The sequence below is a fragment of the Agromyces sp. NPDC055661 genome (genome assembly GCF_053618135.1).
The window spans coordinates 1,202,099-1,217,667 of record NZ_JBSHHC010000001.1 but is presented as its reverse complement, the minus strand read 5'-3'; the positions used below and the strand labels follow the sequence as shown (position 1 = coordinate 1,217,667).

Sequence of the window (15,569 nt, the reverse complement as noted above, 5' to 3'; positions counted from 1 at the left end):
CGCGGGCGGCCCTTCGCGCGATCGAAGACGGGCCCCGCGGCATCCGGCCGCCGATTCGGAGCAGGCCCCGCGAGGTGATATCCTCGTACGGTTGCCGAGTTCGGCACACGCCCCGATAGCTCAGTGGTAGAGCACTTCCATGGTAAGGAAGGGGTCGTCAGTTCAATCCTGACTCGGGGCTCTGGTTCTCCCGGCATCGCCGGCGAAACCTCCCGGCGGGGTAGCTCAGGTGGTTAGAGCACACGGCTCATAATCGTGGTGTCGCGGGTTCGAGTCCCGCCCTCGCTACAACAGCAGATTCTCGCGGATCTCTGGCCGCTGGGCCCCGACCGTCGTTCGTTCGAGTCGATCCGGTGGCGGTTGAGGCACCTTCGCCGGGCGTCAACTGCCCTTCGCAGGCGAGGCGTTTCGGTTGAAGTGGTTTCGAATGTCCCCCGCGAGGATGTCGGGTTCCTCTACTGCAGCAAAGTGCCCGCCGTGCCGTGCCACCGTCCACTGCTGGATGTTGTAGAGCCGCGCGTACCACTCGCGAGGTGGCTCGCCTTCGGGTACGAACTCGTGGGCGAACACAGATACCGCCGTTGGCACGGTCACGTAGTCAGTGCTCGTCAGCGGCGTGCTGTGCCACCGCGAATCGTAGTAGTCCCGCATCGACGAGGTGATCGAGTTCGTGGACCAGTAGAGCGTGAGCACGGTCAGCAGGAAATCGGTCCCGAAGTGCCGGTCGACGTCGCCGTCGCTGTCGCTCCAGCTGCGCCACTTCTCGATCAACCAGGCCGCCAAACCCGTGGGTGAGTCCGAGAGGCCGTACCCGAGCGTCTGCGGGCGGGTGGATTGGATGCTGCTGTACCCGCGCTCGGTGGCATCCCAGTGCTCGACGTGCTGGAGGTACGCCCGCTCGGCGTCGGTGAGCGGCGGAGCGTCCGGCCCGAGCGCCGGCCTCATCTCAGGTGTCGTGAGCAGGATCCCCGTCAGGCGTTCGGGGGCCGACAGGGCCAGATGCGTCGTGACGGCCGCGCCGAAGTCGCCCCCGATCGCGCCGAAGCGTTCGTAGCCCAGACGGTTCATCAGCTCCATCCACAGGCCCGCGGTGTGCACCGCATCGATGCCGACCTCCGCCGGACGGGACGAGAAGCCGTAACCCGGCATCGACGGAACGATCAGATCGAACTCATCGGACAATCGGTCCACGAGCGGAAGCATCTCCACGAAGCAGCTCGGCCACCCATGCGTCAGCAGCAGCGGAGGTCTTCCGCTTCGTCGGTGGACGAAATGCACACGAGCGCCCGCGATGTCGGCGGTGAATTGCGGGTACGCATTGAGGCGATGCTCCTGCCGGCGCCAATCGAATCCGTCCGCCCAGTCGTCGGTGAGCCGCCGCAAGTACGCCAGATCGGTGCCTTGGCTCCACGGTGCCCCCGGCGCGTCATCCGGCCAACGGGTGCTGCGCAGTCGGGCGCGCAGATCGCTCAGGACGTCGTCCTCGATGGCGATCGTGAACGGTTCGGGATCGACACTCATGCAGGAACCCTTCTCGAGCTCATGATGGTCGGTCGGGTGTCACGGACAACTGCACCGCTAACGGACCAGCGACCGCAACTGCCGGAGGGCGACCGACAGCACGGCGATGTCGGGGTCCGTCACGGCGCTCGCCGCGGCGAGGGCATCGACCGCGCGCTTCGCGGGGATGCCACCCCCCTCGAGCCACCGTGCGAACCGCTGCTCGAGCTCGACGTCACCCGCATGCGACTGCACCGAGGCGGTGAGCTCGACGAGCACGGCGTACAGGTCGTCGCGCAGCGAAGCGCGCGCCATCGACTGCCAGCGGCCCTCCTGCGGGAGCCCCGAGACGCTGGTCAGCAGGTCGTCGAACCGGATCTCGCCCGAGAGCTGGAAGTAGGTGCGGGCGACCTCGTCCAGGTCCCACCCGCGAGCCTGCGCGAGCTCGACGACATCGAGCAGGCGGAGGGCCTCGAGCAGGCGGGCTCCGCGGTGCGCCAGATCCTCGGGAACTCCCGCGGCGTGCAGCGCGGCCTTGCGGTTCGCGAATTGGTCCGCCTCCTCACCACGGAAGAACTCGGCGAGCCGGTCCGAGAGGATCGCGACCGGACCCTCGAACCTCCTGATCTCAGCCCCGATGTCCACCCGGTCGGACCGGCGCTGCACGAACCACCGGGCGGCCCGATCGAGCAGTCGCCGGAAGTCGAGGTACAGCACGCTCTGCGTGCTCGTGTCGACCAGGGTGTCGCTGGCCTCGACCGCGATCACGAATCCGCGCAGATCGAAGATCTCGCGCGCGGCGACGTACGCCCGGGCGATCTGCTCGGTGGTGGCTCCCGTCTCGGCGGCGGCGCGGTCGGCGAACGTGATCCCGCCACGGTTGACCATCGAGTTCGCGACCGCGTTGACGATGATCTCCCGGCGCAGCGGATGCTCGTCGAGGTACGCCGAGAAGCGCTCCCGCAGCTCGGTCGGGAAGTACTCGGCGAGGGTCCCGCCGAACCATGGATCGTCGGCGAGGTCGGTCGCGGCGAGGTCGGACTTGAGCGCGAGCTTCGCATACGCGACCATGACCGCGAACTCCGGGCGGCTCAGCCCGTCGCCCCGCTGGATGCGCTCGGCGACGTCGGTGCGGTCGGGCAGGAACTCGATCTCGCGATCCAACTCCCCACGCGCCTCCAGGGCCTCCATCAGCCGTTCGTGCACGGGCAGCATGACGGCCGCGTTCGCACGGGAGTTTCCGAGCAGCACGTTCTGCTCGTAGTTGTCGCGCAGCACCTGCGCTGCCACCTCGTCGGTCATCGACGCCAGCAGGGCGTTGCGGTCGTCGATCGTCAGGTCACCCGCGCGGATGGCCTCGCCGAGGAGGATCTTGATGTTCACCTCGCGGTCCGAGATGCCCACGCCGGCGGAGTTGTCGATGGCATCGGTGTTGATCTGCCTGCCGGCGCGCGCCGCTTCGATGCGTCCGCGCTGACTCACCCCGAGGTTGCCGCCCTCGCCGACCACGCGGGCGCGCAACTGGACGCCGTCGACCCTGATCGCGTCGTTCGCCCGGTCGCCGATCTCGGCATTCGTCTCGGTCGAGGCCTTGACGTACGTGCCGATGCCGCCGTTCCACAGCAGGTCGACCGGGGCCAGGAGCACGGCCCGCTTCAGCTCGCTCGGCGTGAGCGCCGCCACCCCGTCGTCGAGTCCGAGCGCCGCGCGCATCTGCGGCGACACCGGGATCGACTTCGCGCTGAGCGGGAACACTCCACCCCCCGTGGAGATGAGCGAGGCGTCGTAGTCCGCCCACGACGACCCCGGCAGGTGGAACAGGCGCGTGCGCTCTCCGAAGGAGGCTGCGGAGTCCGGTTCCGGGTCGACGAACACATGACGGTGGTCGAAGGCGGCGACGAGTCGGATGTGCTCCGAGAGCAGCATCCCGTTCCCGAACACGTCGCCCGACATGTCGCCGATGCCGACAACGGTGAAGTCCTCGGCCTGCGTGTCGAGGCCGAGTTCGCGGAAGTGCCGCTTCACCGACTCCCACGCTCCGCGTGCGGTGATCCCCATCGCCTTGTGGTCGTAGCCGGCCGACCCGCCCGAGGCGAACGCGTCGTCGAGCCAGAAGCCGTACTCCTGCGACACGCCGTTCGCGATGTCGGAGAACGTCGCGGTCCCCTTGTCGGCGGCCACCACGAGGTACGGGTCGTCGCCGTCGTGGCGCACGACTCGCTGCGGCGGGACGATCCCCGCGGCAGTGCGGTTGTCGGTGATGTCGAGGAGCCCGCGGATGAACAGGCGGTACGCGGACGTGCCGGCTTCGAACCAGGCGCTCCGGTCGACCGCGGGGTCGGGCAGCCGCTTGCCGACGAACCCGCCCTTCGAGCCCGTCGGCACGATCACGGCGTTCTTCACCATCTGCGCCTTGACGAGCCCGAGCACTTCGGTGCGAAAGTCCTCGCGTCGGTCGCTCCACCGTAGGCCCCCGCGGGCGACCCTCCCGAAGCGCAGATGCACACCCTCGACCTCGGGCGAGTAGACCCAGATCTCGGCCATGGGCTGCGGCTTGGGCAGGTTCGGGACGCGCTTGCTCTCGAGCTTCATCGACACCCACGACTTGGGGAGGCCTTCGACGTCGCGCTGGTAGAAGTTCGTGCGCACCGTCGCGTCGATCGTGCCGACGAAGGCGCGGAGGATGCGGTCGTGGTCGAGGCTGGGGACATCGTCCAGCGCGCGCAGCAGCTCGTCGCGGACCTGCTCGTAGCCGGTGCCGCCGTCGGCCGTGTCGGGGTCGAACCTGGCCCGGAACACGCGGACGAGGCCCGCCGCGAGCGTTGGGTTCGCGGTGAGCGCCTGGTCGGTGTACTCCATCGAGAAGGCGGAGCCGATCTGTCGCAGGTAGGCGCCGATCGCACGCAGGATGACGACGTCACGCCAGTCCACGCCCGCCCGGAGGACGAGCGAGTTGAGGCTGTCACCCTCGGCGGCGCCCGACCAGATCGCGAGGAACGCCTGCTCGAACGCCGCTGCACGGGCGTCGTCGTCCCACATCTCGGCGTCATGCAGGCTCAGGGCGAAGTCGGAGATGTGCCTCGTCGAGCCGTCCATGAGGGTCACATCCTGGGGGCGGTCGTCGAGCACCTGGACGCCGAGCGCGGTGAGCATGGGCAGCACCTCGGTGAGCGGCCGCGAGGCGGTGCTCACGACCCTGAGGAACCGCAGGCGGGGATCGTCGCCCGCGGCGTACAGGTGCACCGCGATTCCGCCGGAGTCGTCCAGCCGCTCGATGCGCCCGACATCCGCGACTGCCTCGTCAGGCGTCGTGGAGTCCTTGTACGACTCCGGGAAGGCGGCGCCGTATCGGGTGAACAGCCCGGCAGCCACCTCTTCGTCGTGCACGCGGTGCAGGGCGTCGACGAACTCGGAGTCCCATGTGCGGATGGCGGCTTCGAGGCCGGCGTTGAGCTCCGCGACATCGACCGACGGGATGTCGACGCCTCGCGGCATCCGCAGTGTGCAGTGCAGCTGGGCCAGTGGCGAATCCCCGACCTTCGCGGTGTGCTCGATGAACTCGGCGCCGTAGGCCTCGGTGAGCATGGACTCCACGCGCAGTCGGACGGGCGTGTTGTACCGATCGCGCGGCAAGTACACGAGCGCCGAAACGAAGCGGCCGAACTCGTCACTGCGGACGAACACCTGTGAACCCCGCCGCTCCTGGAGCTTGCTGACCTGCGTCGTGACGTCGAGCAGGTGTTCCGGCGAGTCCTGGAACAGCTCGTCACGCGGGTAGTCCTCGAGGATCTGCAGCAGGTTCTTCGCGGAGTGGGAACCGCGCGCGTGTCCGGACGCCTCCAGCACGGCGCTCACCTTGGCCGAGATGACAGGGAGCATCAGCACGGACGACGCGTAGGCCGTCGAGGTGAACAACCCGATGAGGCGACGCTCGCCGGTGACGTTTCCCACCTCGTCGAATGTGCGCACTCCCACATAGTCGAGGTACACCGCCCGATGCACCGTCGAGCGGGAGTTCGCCTTCGTGATGGTGAGGAGCCGAGGGGCTCGCGCGGTCGCCCGGGCTTCCGGGCGGAGATGCGCGACCCGGGTGGGCGCATCGCGGAGGATGCCGAGACCGCTGTCCGGAATGGGACGCAGCACGTCCTCGCCGTCGACCACGTCGAGCGCGTACTCGCGATAGCCGAGGAAGGTGAAGTGGTCGTCGGCGAGCCAGGTGAGGAACTCGACGGTGCTGGCGACGGCTTCCGCGGCCACCCCGATCGGAGGGGAGGTGCGCAGTTCGGCGACGATGCCGAGACAGGTGCGCCGCATGGCGCTCCAGCCGTCCACCGCTGCGCGGACGTCGGCGAGTACGGACCCGAGGCGCGCCTGCAGCGCCCCGCGCTGCTCGTCCGTGGGGATGCGGTCCGTCTCGATGTGCATCCACGACTCGCGCAAGCCGTCGTCGGTGCCGATCGCCAGGAGGCGCCCGTCGGCGTCCCGGCCGGCCGAGAGGATCGGATGCAGCAGCAGGTGGACGGTGAGGCCCGCGTCGGCGATGGCCGCGGTGACCGAGTCGACGAGGAAGGGTGAGTCGTCGGTGCAGATCTGCACGATCGTGCGGCGCGACGTCCACCCGTTCTCCATGAGTGTCGGCGTGTACACGGCCACGCGAGCCTCGCCGGGACGACGGTCGTCGGCGAGTGCCGTCAGCGCGGTGAGCGCCCCTGTGACGTCGCGTGGCTCCCGACCCTCGAAGCCGTCCGATGGGAGCGCGCGACGAAGCTCCTCGGCCAGCACCGGCGCGGTCATGCTCGGCCTTCTGTCGCGGTGCCGGGGACCGCGACCACAGGGACGGGCGCATACCGGATGATCTTGGTCGCGCTCGATCCGAGGAACACGCGAGCCACCGGATGCGTCGCTGACGAGCCGACGGCCAGGATGTCGCCATCCTCCCAGTCGAGCTTCCTGATCGCCCGCCCCCAGTCGGGACCTTGTGCGATCGCGAACTCGAGCGAGGTCTCGTCGAACCCCTGCGAGTCGAGGTAGGTCTTCGCCTCGCGCTGGGCATTCGCGGCCTGGGCCTTCCAGAGGTCGATCACCTGGGTCTCGGTGTGACTCGAGCGGGCCGTGACCGGTCGGCGCGGTGGTGCGACGACGAAGGTGGCCACGCGAAGGTGCGCCGAAGCCCGGTGGCAGATCTCGGCGACGCGCGCCAGCAGGGACCAGCTCGCGTCATCGTCGCGGAATCCCACGGTCACCCGTGTCACGGGGTGATCGGTGCGATAGCCGCGAGGAGCGATCGCCACGGGGACGGGTGACGAATGCACCAGACGGTCGGTCTTGGAGCTGAGTCGGATGCGGCCCGGCTCGGCATCGCCGCTGGAACCGACGACGAGCATCCAGGCGTCGGATCGGGCTGCCTCGTCCAGGAGGGCGTGAGGCACCGAACGGTCGCTCACCCAGGCGGCGGATCCTTCGATGGTCGGGTGTTCGGCCAGATCGTGGCGCGCCTCGGCGGCGCTGAGCTCGCCCTCACCTGCGGCCCACGCCTCGAACTCGCGGTCGGTCCCACCCGCCGCCGGTGTTCCCCATCCCTGTGGAACCACGGAGACCGCGCGCACGTCGCCCGGAACTGAGCGGGCGAGCTGGCACGCGAGCTCGATCGCGCTGCGATCGTTGTTGTGCGGGCCGTACCCGACGACGTAGGTCACCGCTCCTCCAGCTCGGGATGGATCGGCTCCGAGATCTCCTCTTCGGAGGTGTAGTCGTTCAGCACGGCGTGGCGCCGGCCGTACGCGAGGTAGAAGACGAACACCACGGCGAGCCACGTGAGGCAGATGACCCAGGTGATCGGGCGGAGACTCACGAGCACGTAGATGCACACGGCCACCGTGAGGATGGGCACCACCGGGTACAGCGGCACCTTGAAGGGGCGCTCGAGCTCAGGATGCCGGCGCCGCAGCACGATGAGCGAGATCGCGACGGCGCTGAACGCGACCAGGGTGCCGAACGAGACGCTGTCCCAGAGGTAGTCGGAGGGCACGAATCCTGCCACGAGCGCCACCAGGATCGACACGACGACCGTGTTGTAGACCGGCGTGCCGTGCTTGGGGCTGACAGCGAGGAACTTCCTGGAGACCATGCCGTCGCGAGAGATCGAGAACAGGATGCGCGTCTGGCCGTACAGGGTCACCAGCGTGACCGAGAACACCGAGATCACCGCGCCGGCCGAGAGGATCGTCGCCCAGATCGGCGTGCCCGTGACCAGCTCCATGATCTTCGCGAGTCCGGCTTCGCCGGCCTCCGGGGTCGCGAACCACTCCACCGGCATCGCGGCGAGCCCCGCGATGCACACCAGGACGTACACCGTGGTGACGATCAACAGGGCGCCGATGATGGCGCGGGGGATCGCCTTCTGCGGATTGCGCACTTCCTCTCCGGCGGTCGCGACCGCATCTAGTCCGATGAAGGAGAAGAAGATCACTCCGGCCGCTCCACTGATGCCGGCGGCCTGGCCGAAGAAGTTGTCGAAGTGGTCGGCGTTGAAGGCGGAGAGTCCGATCACGATGAACAGCGCCAGCACGCCGAGCTTGATGCACACCATGATCGCGTTGATCGTCGCGGACTCCGAAGCACCGCGGATGAGCAGCAGCATGCACAGGGCCACCAGCACGATGGCCGGCAGGTTGACCATGCCGCCGGTGGCCCCGCCGTCGTCGCCGGGGATGAACGAGATCGAGAGCTCCGTCGGCAGCTGGAACCCGAACAAGAGGCGCAGCAGCTCGTTGAAGTAGCCGCTCCAGCCCACTGCGACCGCCGAGACGGCCAGACCGTATTCGAGCAGCACGCACCCGCCGACGAGGACCGCGACACCTTCGCCGAGTGCGTGGTACGAGAAGGAGTATGTCGATCCGCTCACCGGAATCGAGGAGGAGAGCTCTGCGTAGCACAGAGCCGACAAGCCGGCCGCGAGGCCCGCGAGCAGGAACGAGATGATCACCGCCGGCCCGGCCACTGGGATCGCTTCACTCAGCACGAAGAAGATGCCGGTTCCGACGGTGGCACCGACGCCGAACATCATCAGCTGGAACGTGCCGAGCTTTCGCGGGAGCTCCGTACCGGGATGGAAATGATGCTGGAAGATGATCGGCTTGCGTCGCAGCAGCTGGGCACCGAGCCCGAGACGTTGATCGGACATGGACGCTCCCCCTTGAACGCTCTTGTCCGAGTTTCTCGCTCGGGAGGCTCGATGTCGAGCCCGGTGTCCCGTCCGACCTCCGGACGCCTCGATCCCGTCCGGGACGCCTCCTACTGCTCGAGCGAGTGCTCCGGCGTGACGAGGGCGGTGAACTGACGGAAGATGTCGGTCGCCGTCGGCGCGGACTGGTCGCCGCCCTGGCTCGGGGTCGTGTAGACGACCATCGTCCAGCCCTCCTCCGGGATGGTGCCGCCGGCGCCGTAGTACCCGGACAGGCCCGGGTTGAGGAAGACCCAGCCATCGAGCTGGAGGAAGCCCATCGCCCAGTACTGCTGATCCGTCCATGGCCCGAGGCCCGCGGTCGTCGGTGCGAACTGCTGGTCATGAAGCTCGGGGCTCAGCAGCGAGCCGTCGCCGAGCGCGTCGAGGAATACGCGCACGTCCTCCTGGTCGGCGCCGACTCCGCCCGCCGTGTACGTCCACGTCGGGCTCCAGTTGGTGACGTCCTCCCAGACGCCGCGCTCGTCGCTGTACCCGTGGAGCACGGGTGACGGCCAGTTCGCGTCGAAGGCAGCGGTCGAGTCGTCCATGCCGAGTGCGTCGAAGATGTCCTCCTGGAGCAGTTCGCCGGCGGGACGCCCGGTCACCTTCTCGATCACCTGCTGGAGGATCAGCGTGTTCGTGTCCGAGAACAGCCAGTCGGTGCCGGGGGTGAACACCGGTCCGCCGGCGACGCCGATGTCCACGAGGTCCTGGATCTCCCAGTGCTGGAACGGGTTGGCCCACAGCCGATCGAGGAACGACTGGATCTCCGTGTAGTGCGGGTAGCCGCTCGTATGGTGCAGCAGCATGTCGATCGTGACCTGGTCGGCCGCCGGCAGGTCCGGGAACCAGGTGGAGAGCGGGTCGTCGAGCGACAATTCCCCGGCCTCGACCTGCTGCAGCACGACGGTCGTGAACATCGGCGTCGAGAGGTTGCCGAGGAGGTGGTGCATGTCGGCCGTCGCCGGCACGCCGGTCATCGACTCGCCGAGCGCGCCGACGAGGACAGGCTCGCCGTCGTGCCAGACGCCCGCGATGACGGCGTTCAGCTGGGCGTCGGTGAACTGCGAGTGCAGGATGCCGCTGAGCTCGTCAGCGATCGTCGTGTCGGCGAGGCAGAGGTCCTCGCGCGAGCTCGTTCCGCCGGGGCATCCGGACGCTTCTGGGACCGGCGTCGAACTCGGCGTCGGCGTCGGTGTCGGACCGGCCGTGCAGCCGACGAGGAGCAGCGCACCCAGGACGAGAACCCCCGCAAGCCTCATGTGGGAACTGTAGCGCTCGTTCGCCTGCGCGGTCTGGCGCCGTCGACGCGGTTCAGGCCTCGCGAGGAGTGAGCTGGAAGACCGGGATTCGGCGATCGGTCTTCTGGAGGTAGCCCCCGAACTGCGGCTCCTCGGCGGCGATCGCGCCGTACGCCTCCTGCCACGCGTCGCCCACGATCTCGGTCGCGGTCACCGGGACCGTCACGACCTCGCCGTCCACGAGCGCCTCGATCTCGAACGACGGGTTCGCCCGAAGGTTGTAGTACCACGCGGGATGCTCCGGAGCGCCACCCTTCGACGCGACGACTCGCCACCCGAGCTCGTCGCGGAAACCGACGACGGGATTCAGGTGTGTGCGACCCGACTTCGCTCCGATCGAGTGCAGGACGATCAGCTTCGGACCCCAGTAGTTCTCGGTGCCATTGCTCCTGCGGAACGTCTCCACGACGTCGTCATTCCAACCCATACAGCCGTCAACACCGACGCAATCCAGAATCTTCCGCCTCTGCGCCCGACGCCGACGACAGCGGGGGTCGCACCGAAAGGTGCGACCCCCGAGGGTGTCGGTCGTGCGACGCGTCAGACGCGTGCCGGGCGCCGCACCACGTCGGCGAGCGTGTCGGCGTCGAGCGCGAACAGGTCGCGCGATCCGGCCGTGGCGGCGCCGACGAGCCCGGATGCCGCGGGCAGCAGCTGCTCGGCGTAGAACCGGGCGAGCGGCAACTGGGCCGCCGCCACGGTGTCGCCGTTGAGCCCGCGGGCGGCGAGCGCGGACTTCGCGAGCAGCCAGCCGCCGACCACGAGCCCCCAGATGCGGAGGTAGGGGCTGGACCCCGCGAGCACGGAGTTCGGGTCGGAGACGCCGGTCCGCAGCATCCACCCGGTCGTCTGCTCGAGCACGTCGAGACCCGTGTTCAACTGAGCGCGGATGGACGCGAAGTCGTCGCCGGCGGCCGACAATTCGCCGTCGAGTTCGCGCATCGTGGCGATGAACTCGAGGAACGAGGCACCGTTGCGCATGCCGAGCTTGCGGCCGACGAGGTCGGCGGCCTGGATGCCGTTCGTGCCTTCGTAGATCGCGGTGATGCGCACGTCGCGGTAGTGCTGGGCGGCTCCGGTCTCCTCGATGAAGCCCATGCCGCCGTGGATCTGCAGCGCGAGCGACGTGAGCTCGTTGCCGAGGTCGGTGCCGAAGGCCTTGCAGATCGGGGTGAGCAGGCCGACGATCTCGTCGGCGCGGGCGCGGGTCGCGGCATCCGGGTGGTTCGTCGAGAGGTCGACGTAGACCGCGTTCAGCAGCATCATTCGGCGGAGCGCGTTGATGTAGGACTTCTGCGTCATGAGCATGCGGCGCACGTCGGGGAAGTCGATGATGGGCGAGTCCTGCGTGGCGCCGATCGCGCGGCCCTGGATGCGCTCCTTCGCGTAGTCGAGCGACTGCTGGTACGCGCGCTCGGCGACGGCGAGGCCCTGCATGCCCACGGACAGGCGGGCGCTGTTCATCATGACGAACATGATGCGCATGCCGAAGTTCTCCTCGCCGATGAGGTAGCCGGTCGCGTCCTCGTACGACAGCACGCAGGTGGGCGAGCCGTGGATGCCCATCTTGTGCTCGAGGCCGACGGTGTGCACGCTGTTGCGCTCGCCCAGCGAGCCGTCCCCGTTCACGAGGCGCTTCGGGACGATGAAGCACGAGATGCCCTTCGTGCCGGCGGGCGCGTCGGGCGTGCGGGCGAGCACGAGGTGCACGATCTGGTCGCTGAGGTCGTGGTCGCCGAACGAGATGAAGATCTTCTGACCGGTGATGCCGTAGGTGCCGTCGGCGCGCTTCACGGCCTTCGTGGTGAGCGCGCCCACGTCGGAGCCGGCGTGGGGCTCGGTGAGGTTCATCGTGCCGGCCCACTCGCCGCTGACCATCTTGGGCAGCCAGGCCTGCTTCTGCTCGTCGCTGCCGTAGTGCAGGAGCGCCTCGATCGCGCCCTGCGTGAGCAGCGGCCCGAGCGCGAACGCGATGTTCGCGGTCGTGGTCAGCTCCTGGATGGCGAGGCCGACGGTCCGCGGGAACCCGCCGCCGCCGAACTCCTCGGGCAGGGGAACCGAACCCCAGCCCGCGTCGACGTAGGCGGCGTAGGCCTCCTTGAAGCCGGTGGCCGTGGTCACGGTGCCGTCGGCATTCAGCTGAGCGCCCTCGATGTCGCCGGCACGGAGCGTGGGGGCGATGACCTCGGCGGAGAAGTCGCCGTACTGATCGAGGATCTCGGAGACCGTTTCGAAGTCGGCGTGCTCGAAGCCCGGGAGCTGCTCGACCTGGTCGTAGCCCACGACGTGCTTGAGCGCATAGGCGAGGTCGGCAACGGGCGGACGGAAATCATTCATGTTCGGACTGTAGACCGGGGCATCCGGTGGGGTGGCGTACTCTGTCGCGATCGACGATGCGTGTCCGCCGAGACGGCGGCGCGGTTGTGGCATCCGGCAATCGGGTGGTCCGGCTGGTGAATCATCGCGTCATCGGGAACTCATCGGTTCGGCCCGGTTCGAGGCACACACCACCCGGTCGTGGAAGCATGGCCCCGTGAGCCGCAACCCGTCGCCGCCGTCGACGCTCGTCCGCGCGGTCGTCGCGGTCGTCGCCGGCGTCGTGGCCGCCGCAGTGACCATCCCCTTCCTCGGCTTCGCGGCCGCGCTGCTCGTCGGGTGGGCGGTGCTCGCGCTGACCAGCGTGATCTGGGTGCTCCTGACGGTGTGGCCCATGGATGCGGCGCAGACCCGCGCCCATGCCACGGGGGAGGACCCGGGGCGCCAGCTCGCGCGGCTCATCGCCCTCATCGGCTCGCTCGTCAGCCTCGGCGCGGTCGGCATCGTGCTCATCCAGACGCGGGAGCGGTCGCAGGCCGAGGCGCTGCTGCTCGCGGGGATCGCCCTCGTGAGCGTCGTCTCCTCATGGGCACTCGTGCAGGTGGACTACATGCTGCGCTACGCCGCCCGGTGGTACGCCGAGCCGGTCGGTGGGATCAACTTCAACCAGGATGAGGATCCCGAGTACACCGACTTCGCGTACTTCGCGGTGGGACTCGGCATGACCTACCAGGTCGCCGACACGAACGTGCGCACCAATGAGATCCGCCGGATCGTCATCGCGCAGACCCTGCTCGCCTACGTGTTCGGGTCGGTCATCCTGGCGAGCATCATCAACCTCGTCGCGGGCATCGCGTGAGCGTGAAGGCCTCAGCGCGTGACGTGACCCCGCGCGCGCGCACCTGGCTGACGGCCGGCGTCTGGGTGGCCGCGGCGATCGCCGCCGTCGCGTTCGGCGTGCAGCGCTTCGCCGCCGCGGCGGGCGACCAGCAGCCCGACCTCGGCGGCTTCTTCCTTCCCGCCGCGCAGGCGATCCTGGCCGGCGAGAGTCCCTACTCCGTCTCCGGCTACTTCTACTCGCCGCTGGTCGCACTGCTGCTCGCCCCGTTCGCCTCGACGGATGCCGCGATCCCCGCGTGGACCGCGATGCGGATCGTCGCCGGCATCGCCGCCTGCGTGATCGGGGCCTTCGCATGCGCGCCGCGGGGCGACCTCCTGCGCGCCGGCGCGGTGGGGCTGCTCGCGATGGTCACCCTGCTGTGGAGCGTCCCGACGAGCCTGGACCTGTGGGCCGGCCAGGTCGAGCTGCTCGTGCTGCTCACCCTCGTCACTGCGGCGCTCGCCGAGACGCGCGGGTGGAGGTTCACGTCGGGGCTGATGCTCGGCTTGGGTGCGGTGATCAAGACGTGGCCGGTGCTGATCGCAGCCTGGCTGCTGCGCTCGGGCTGGGCGTCACGAGCCCGGCAGTGGATGGGTGTGGCGGTCGCCGCGCTCATCGCGGTCGCGCTCGCACTGCTCACCGGGGGACCCGGCGCGGTCGTCGACATGATCCGTGCGCCGTTCGCGGGCGCGGAACAGCCGCTGCTGGCCGCGAACTCGGTGTGGGGGCTGCCGCGGATGCTGTTCAGCGACACGCCGATGGCAGAACCGCTCACCGAGTCATCCGCCCTGCGCATCGCGACGACCGTGATCCTGGTCGCCTGGGTCGCCGCGCTCGGGGTGATCGCGCTCGTCCGGCCGGGGCCGCCCGTGATCTCGCTGTTCAACGTGACGTTCCTGGTGATCCTGCTTCTGCCCGTCTCGCACTACTTCTACGTGATCCTCGCGCTGCCCGCGCTCTGGTGGTGGACGGCCCACGTGAGCGAACGGCCACGGTCGGCGATCGCCTGGATCGCCGTGTCGGTGCTCGCGCTGTGGTGGATCGTCGTCTTCCGCATCGCTCCGGCGGGCGACGGATTCGTGACCACGACCTGGCCGTCGCTCCTGCGGATCTTCGCCGCCTCGCTGGTCGCCGCGACCGTCAGCGTGGTGTGCGCGGCGATCCTGCGCCGAGGGGAACGGATGCCGCCCGCCTGACTCGTCTCGCGGCCGGAACGAATCACGAGGCTGGAACGCGCAAGGGCGCCGATGCGTCCAGTGTGGCGGCAGGGCCGCACGCAGTGCGCGTGCCACAATCTGCGCATGGCGAGGGCGCGCAGCGAACTCAAGGGCACGGGCTACGAGATCTTCGTCGGCGTGCTGTCGCTGCTGTCGATCGTCAATCTCGTCCTGATGTACGTGATCCACGACGCGGCACTGGACACAGTGCTCTTGGTCATGAACGTCGTGTTCAGCGCCATCTTCCTCGCCGACTTCGGGTACCGACTGGCGACCGCCCCGCACCGTGGCGCCTACTTCTTCCGGCACTTCGGGTGGGCGGACCTCCTGGCGAGCCTGCCGTTCCCCCAGTTCAAGGTCCTGAGGCTCTTCCGCGTCGTCCGGGTCATCCGTCTGATGCGCGAAGTCGGACCACGGAAGATCTGGCGCACCCTGGTCAGGGACCGGGCGGGGAGTGCCCTGTACGCACTGCTGCTCATGGGTGTGCTGGTGATGCAGTTCGGAAGCCTCACCATCCTCTACCTGGAGGAGTCGGCGCCGGGGGCGAACATCACCACGGCATCGGACGCCCTCTGGTACACGATCGTCACGATCTCGACCGTCGGCTACGGCGATCGCTACCCGGTCACCAACCCCGGCCGGATCACCGGGGCCGTCATCATCGTGGTGGGCGTCGGCATCTTCGGCACCTTCACCGGATATCTCGCCAACCTCTTTCTGTCGCCGAGGAAGGAGGACGAGGACGAGGCATCCGCTTCCTCGGATGCTGCTGCCGAACTCTCGCCCGCGGTCGAGCCGGCCGAGGACGCGCCCGTCGAGGCCCACGCATCCGGATCACGGCAGCTCGAAACGGACGCCACGCTCGAGGATGTCCGCGCGCTGCTCACCCGTTCGGAGGAGCACCTCGACTCGATCCGAGTGCTGCTGAATCGATCGGAGGGCGGAACGGGCCGCGGGGGCGAAGGGCAGCCGCCGCCCTGACCAGGCGGTTGCATGCACGAGCGCCTGGTTCTCCCAATCGGCCGCGTCGGAGGAGATGGCCGGCGCCACCACGCTCGTCCTGCGGCATCCGCTGATCGCCCATCGGTGGAGAACGGAACGATCGAAAACTATTGACAAACGATAGGAAT

10 protein-coding genes and 2 tRNA genes are annotated in these 15,569 nt (G+C 68.7%); 5 read left to right on the top strand and 7 right to left on the bottom strand.

Annotated elements, in window-relative coordinates; all coding sequences use genetic code 11:
- The first annotated feature begins 109 nt into the window (after positions 1–109).
- Together ACWGO8_RS05545 and ACWGO8_RS05540 are read left to right on the top strand one after the other, a co-directional pair.
- Positions 110–181: transfer RNA gene (locus ACWGO8_RS05545), tRNA-Thr, on the top strand.
- Between the two features lie 33 nt (positions 182–214).
- Positions 215–288 (top strand) — tRNA-Met (locus ACWGO8_RS05540).
- A 93-nt stretch (positions 289–381) separates the two neighbouring features.
- Here the strand turns inward: ACWGO8_RS05540 and ACWGO8_RS05535 are convergent.
- The 7 genes from ACWGO8_RS05535 to ACWGO8_RS05505 all read right to left on the bottom strand — a co-directional run bounded on the left by ACWGO8_RS05535 (position 382) and on the right by ACWGO8_RS05505 (position 12,363).
- Entirely contained in the window at positions 382–1,521 is a 1,140-nt protein-coding gene (locus ACWGO8_RS05535; protein WP_452042110.1) for an epoxide hydrolase family protein, read from the bottom strand.
- 57 nt (positions 1,522–1,578) lie between these two features.
- Positions 1,579–6,294 carry an NAD-glutamate dehydrogenase gene (locus ACWGO8_RS05530; RefSeq protein WP_452042109.1) on the bottom strand — a complete coding sequence of 1,572 codons (4,716 nt, stop codon included), beginning with the start codon at positions 6,292–6,294 and terminating at the stop codon, positions 1,579–1,581.
- Positions 6,291–7,196, bottom strand: a complete 906-nt coding sequence (locus tag ACWGO8_RS05525; protein ID WP_452042108.1) for a universal stress protein — start codon at positions 7,194–7,196, stop codon at positions 6,291–6,293. Before ACWGO8_RS05525 ends, ACWGO8_RS05530 begins: the two co-directional genes overlap by 4 nt.
- A complete protein-coding gene (locus ACWGO8_RS05520; RefSeq protein WP_452042107.1) occupies positions 7,193–8,683 on the bottom strand; it encodes an APC family permease in 1,491 nt (496 codons plus the stop codon). The genes ACWGO8_RS05525 and ACWGO8_RS05520 overlap by 4 nt, the downstream gene beginning before the upstream one ends.
- 110 nt (positions 8,684–8,793) lie before the next feature.
- The gene (locus tag ACWGO8_RS05515; RefSeq protein ID WP_452042106.1) at positions 8,794–9,987 is read right to left on the bottom strand and encodes a serine hydrolase domain-containing protein; all 1,194 of its coding nucleotides are present in this window, start codon (positions 9,985–9,987) and stop codon (positions 8,794–8,796) included.
- A gap of 52 nt (positions 9,988–10,039) precedes the next feature.
- Complete coding sequence (locus ACWGO8_RS05510) at positions 10,040–10,453, bottom strand: nitroreductase/quinone reductase family protein (protein ID WP_452042105.1); 414 nt, start codon at positions 10,451–10,453, stop codon at positions 10,040–10,042.
- Positions 10,454–10,566: 113 nt separating this feature from the next.
- Positions 10,567–12,363, bottom strand: coding sequence for an acyl-CoA dehydrogenase (locus tag ACWGO8_RS05505; RefSeq protein WP_452042104.1), 1,797 nt, complete (start codon positions 12,361–12,363; stop codon positions 10,567–10,569).
- Between the two features lie 196 nt (positions 12,364–12,559).
- Here ACWGO8_RS05505 and ACWGO8_RS05500 point away from each other — a divergent pair, with 196 nt between their 5' ends.
- The 3 genes from ACWGO8_RS05500 (at position 12,560) to ACWGO8_RS05490 (ending at position 15,420) form a co-directional block, all read left to right on the top strand.
- Positions 12,560–13,201 (top strand): DUF1345 domain-containing protein, encoded by a 642-nt coding sequence (locus ACWGO8_RS05500; RefSeq protein ID WP_452042103.1) that lies wholly within the window; start codon positions 12,560–12,562, stop codon positions 13,199–13,201.
- A gap of 2 nt (positions 13,202–13,203) precedes the next feature.
- Positions 13,204–14,418, top strand: coding sequence for a glycosyltransferase 87 family protein (locus tag ACWGO8_RS05495; protein ID WP_452042102.1), 1,215 nt, complete (start codon positions 13,204–13,206; stop codon positions 14,416–14,418).
- A gap of 105 nt (positions 14,419–14,523) precedes the next feature.
- On the top strand, positions 14,524–15,420 hold the full coding sequence (locus ACWGO8_RS05490; protein ID WP_452042101.1) for an ion transporter: 897 nt from the start codon (positions 14,524–14,526) through the stop codon (positions 15,418–15,420).
- The last annotated feature ends 149 nt before the right edge of the window (positions 15,421–15,569 follow it).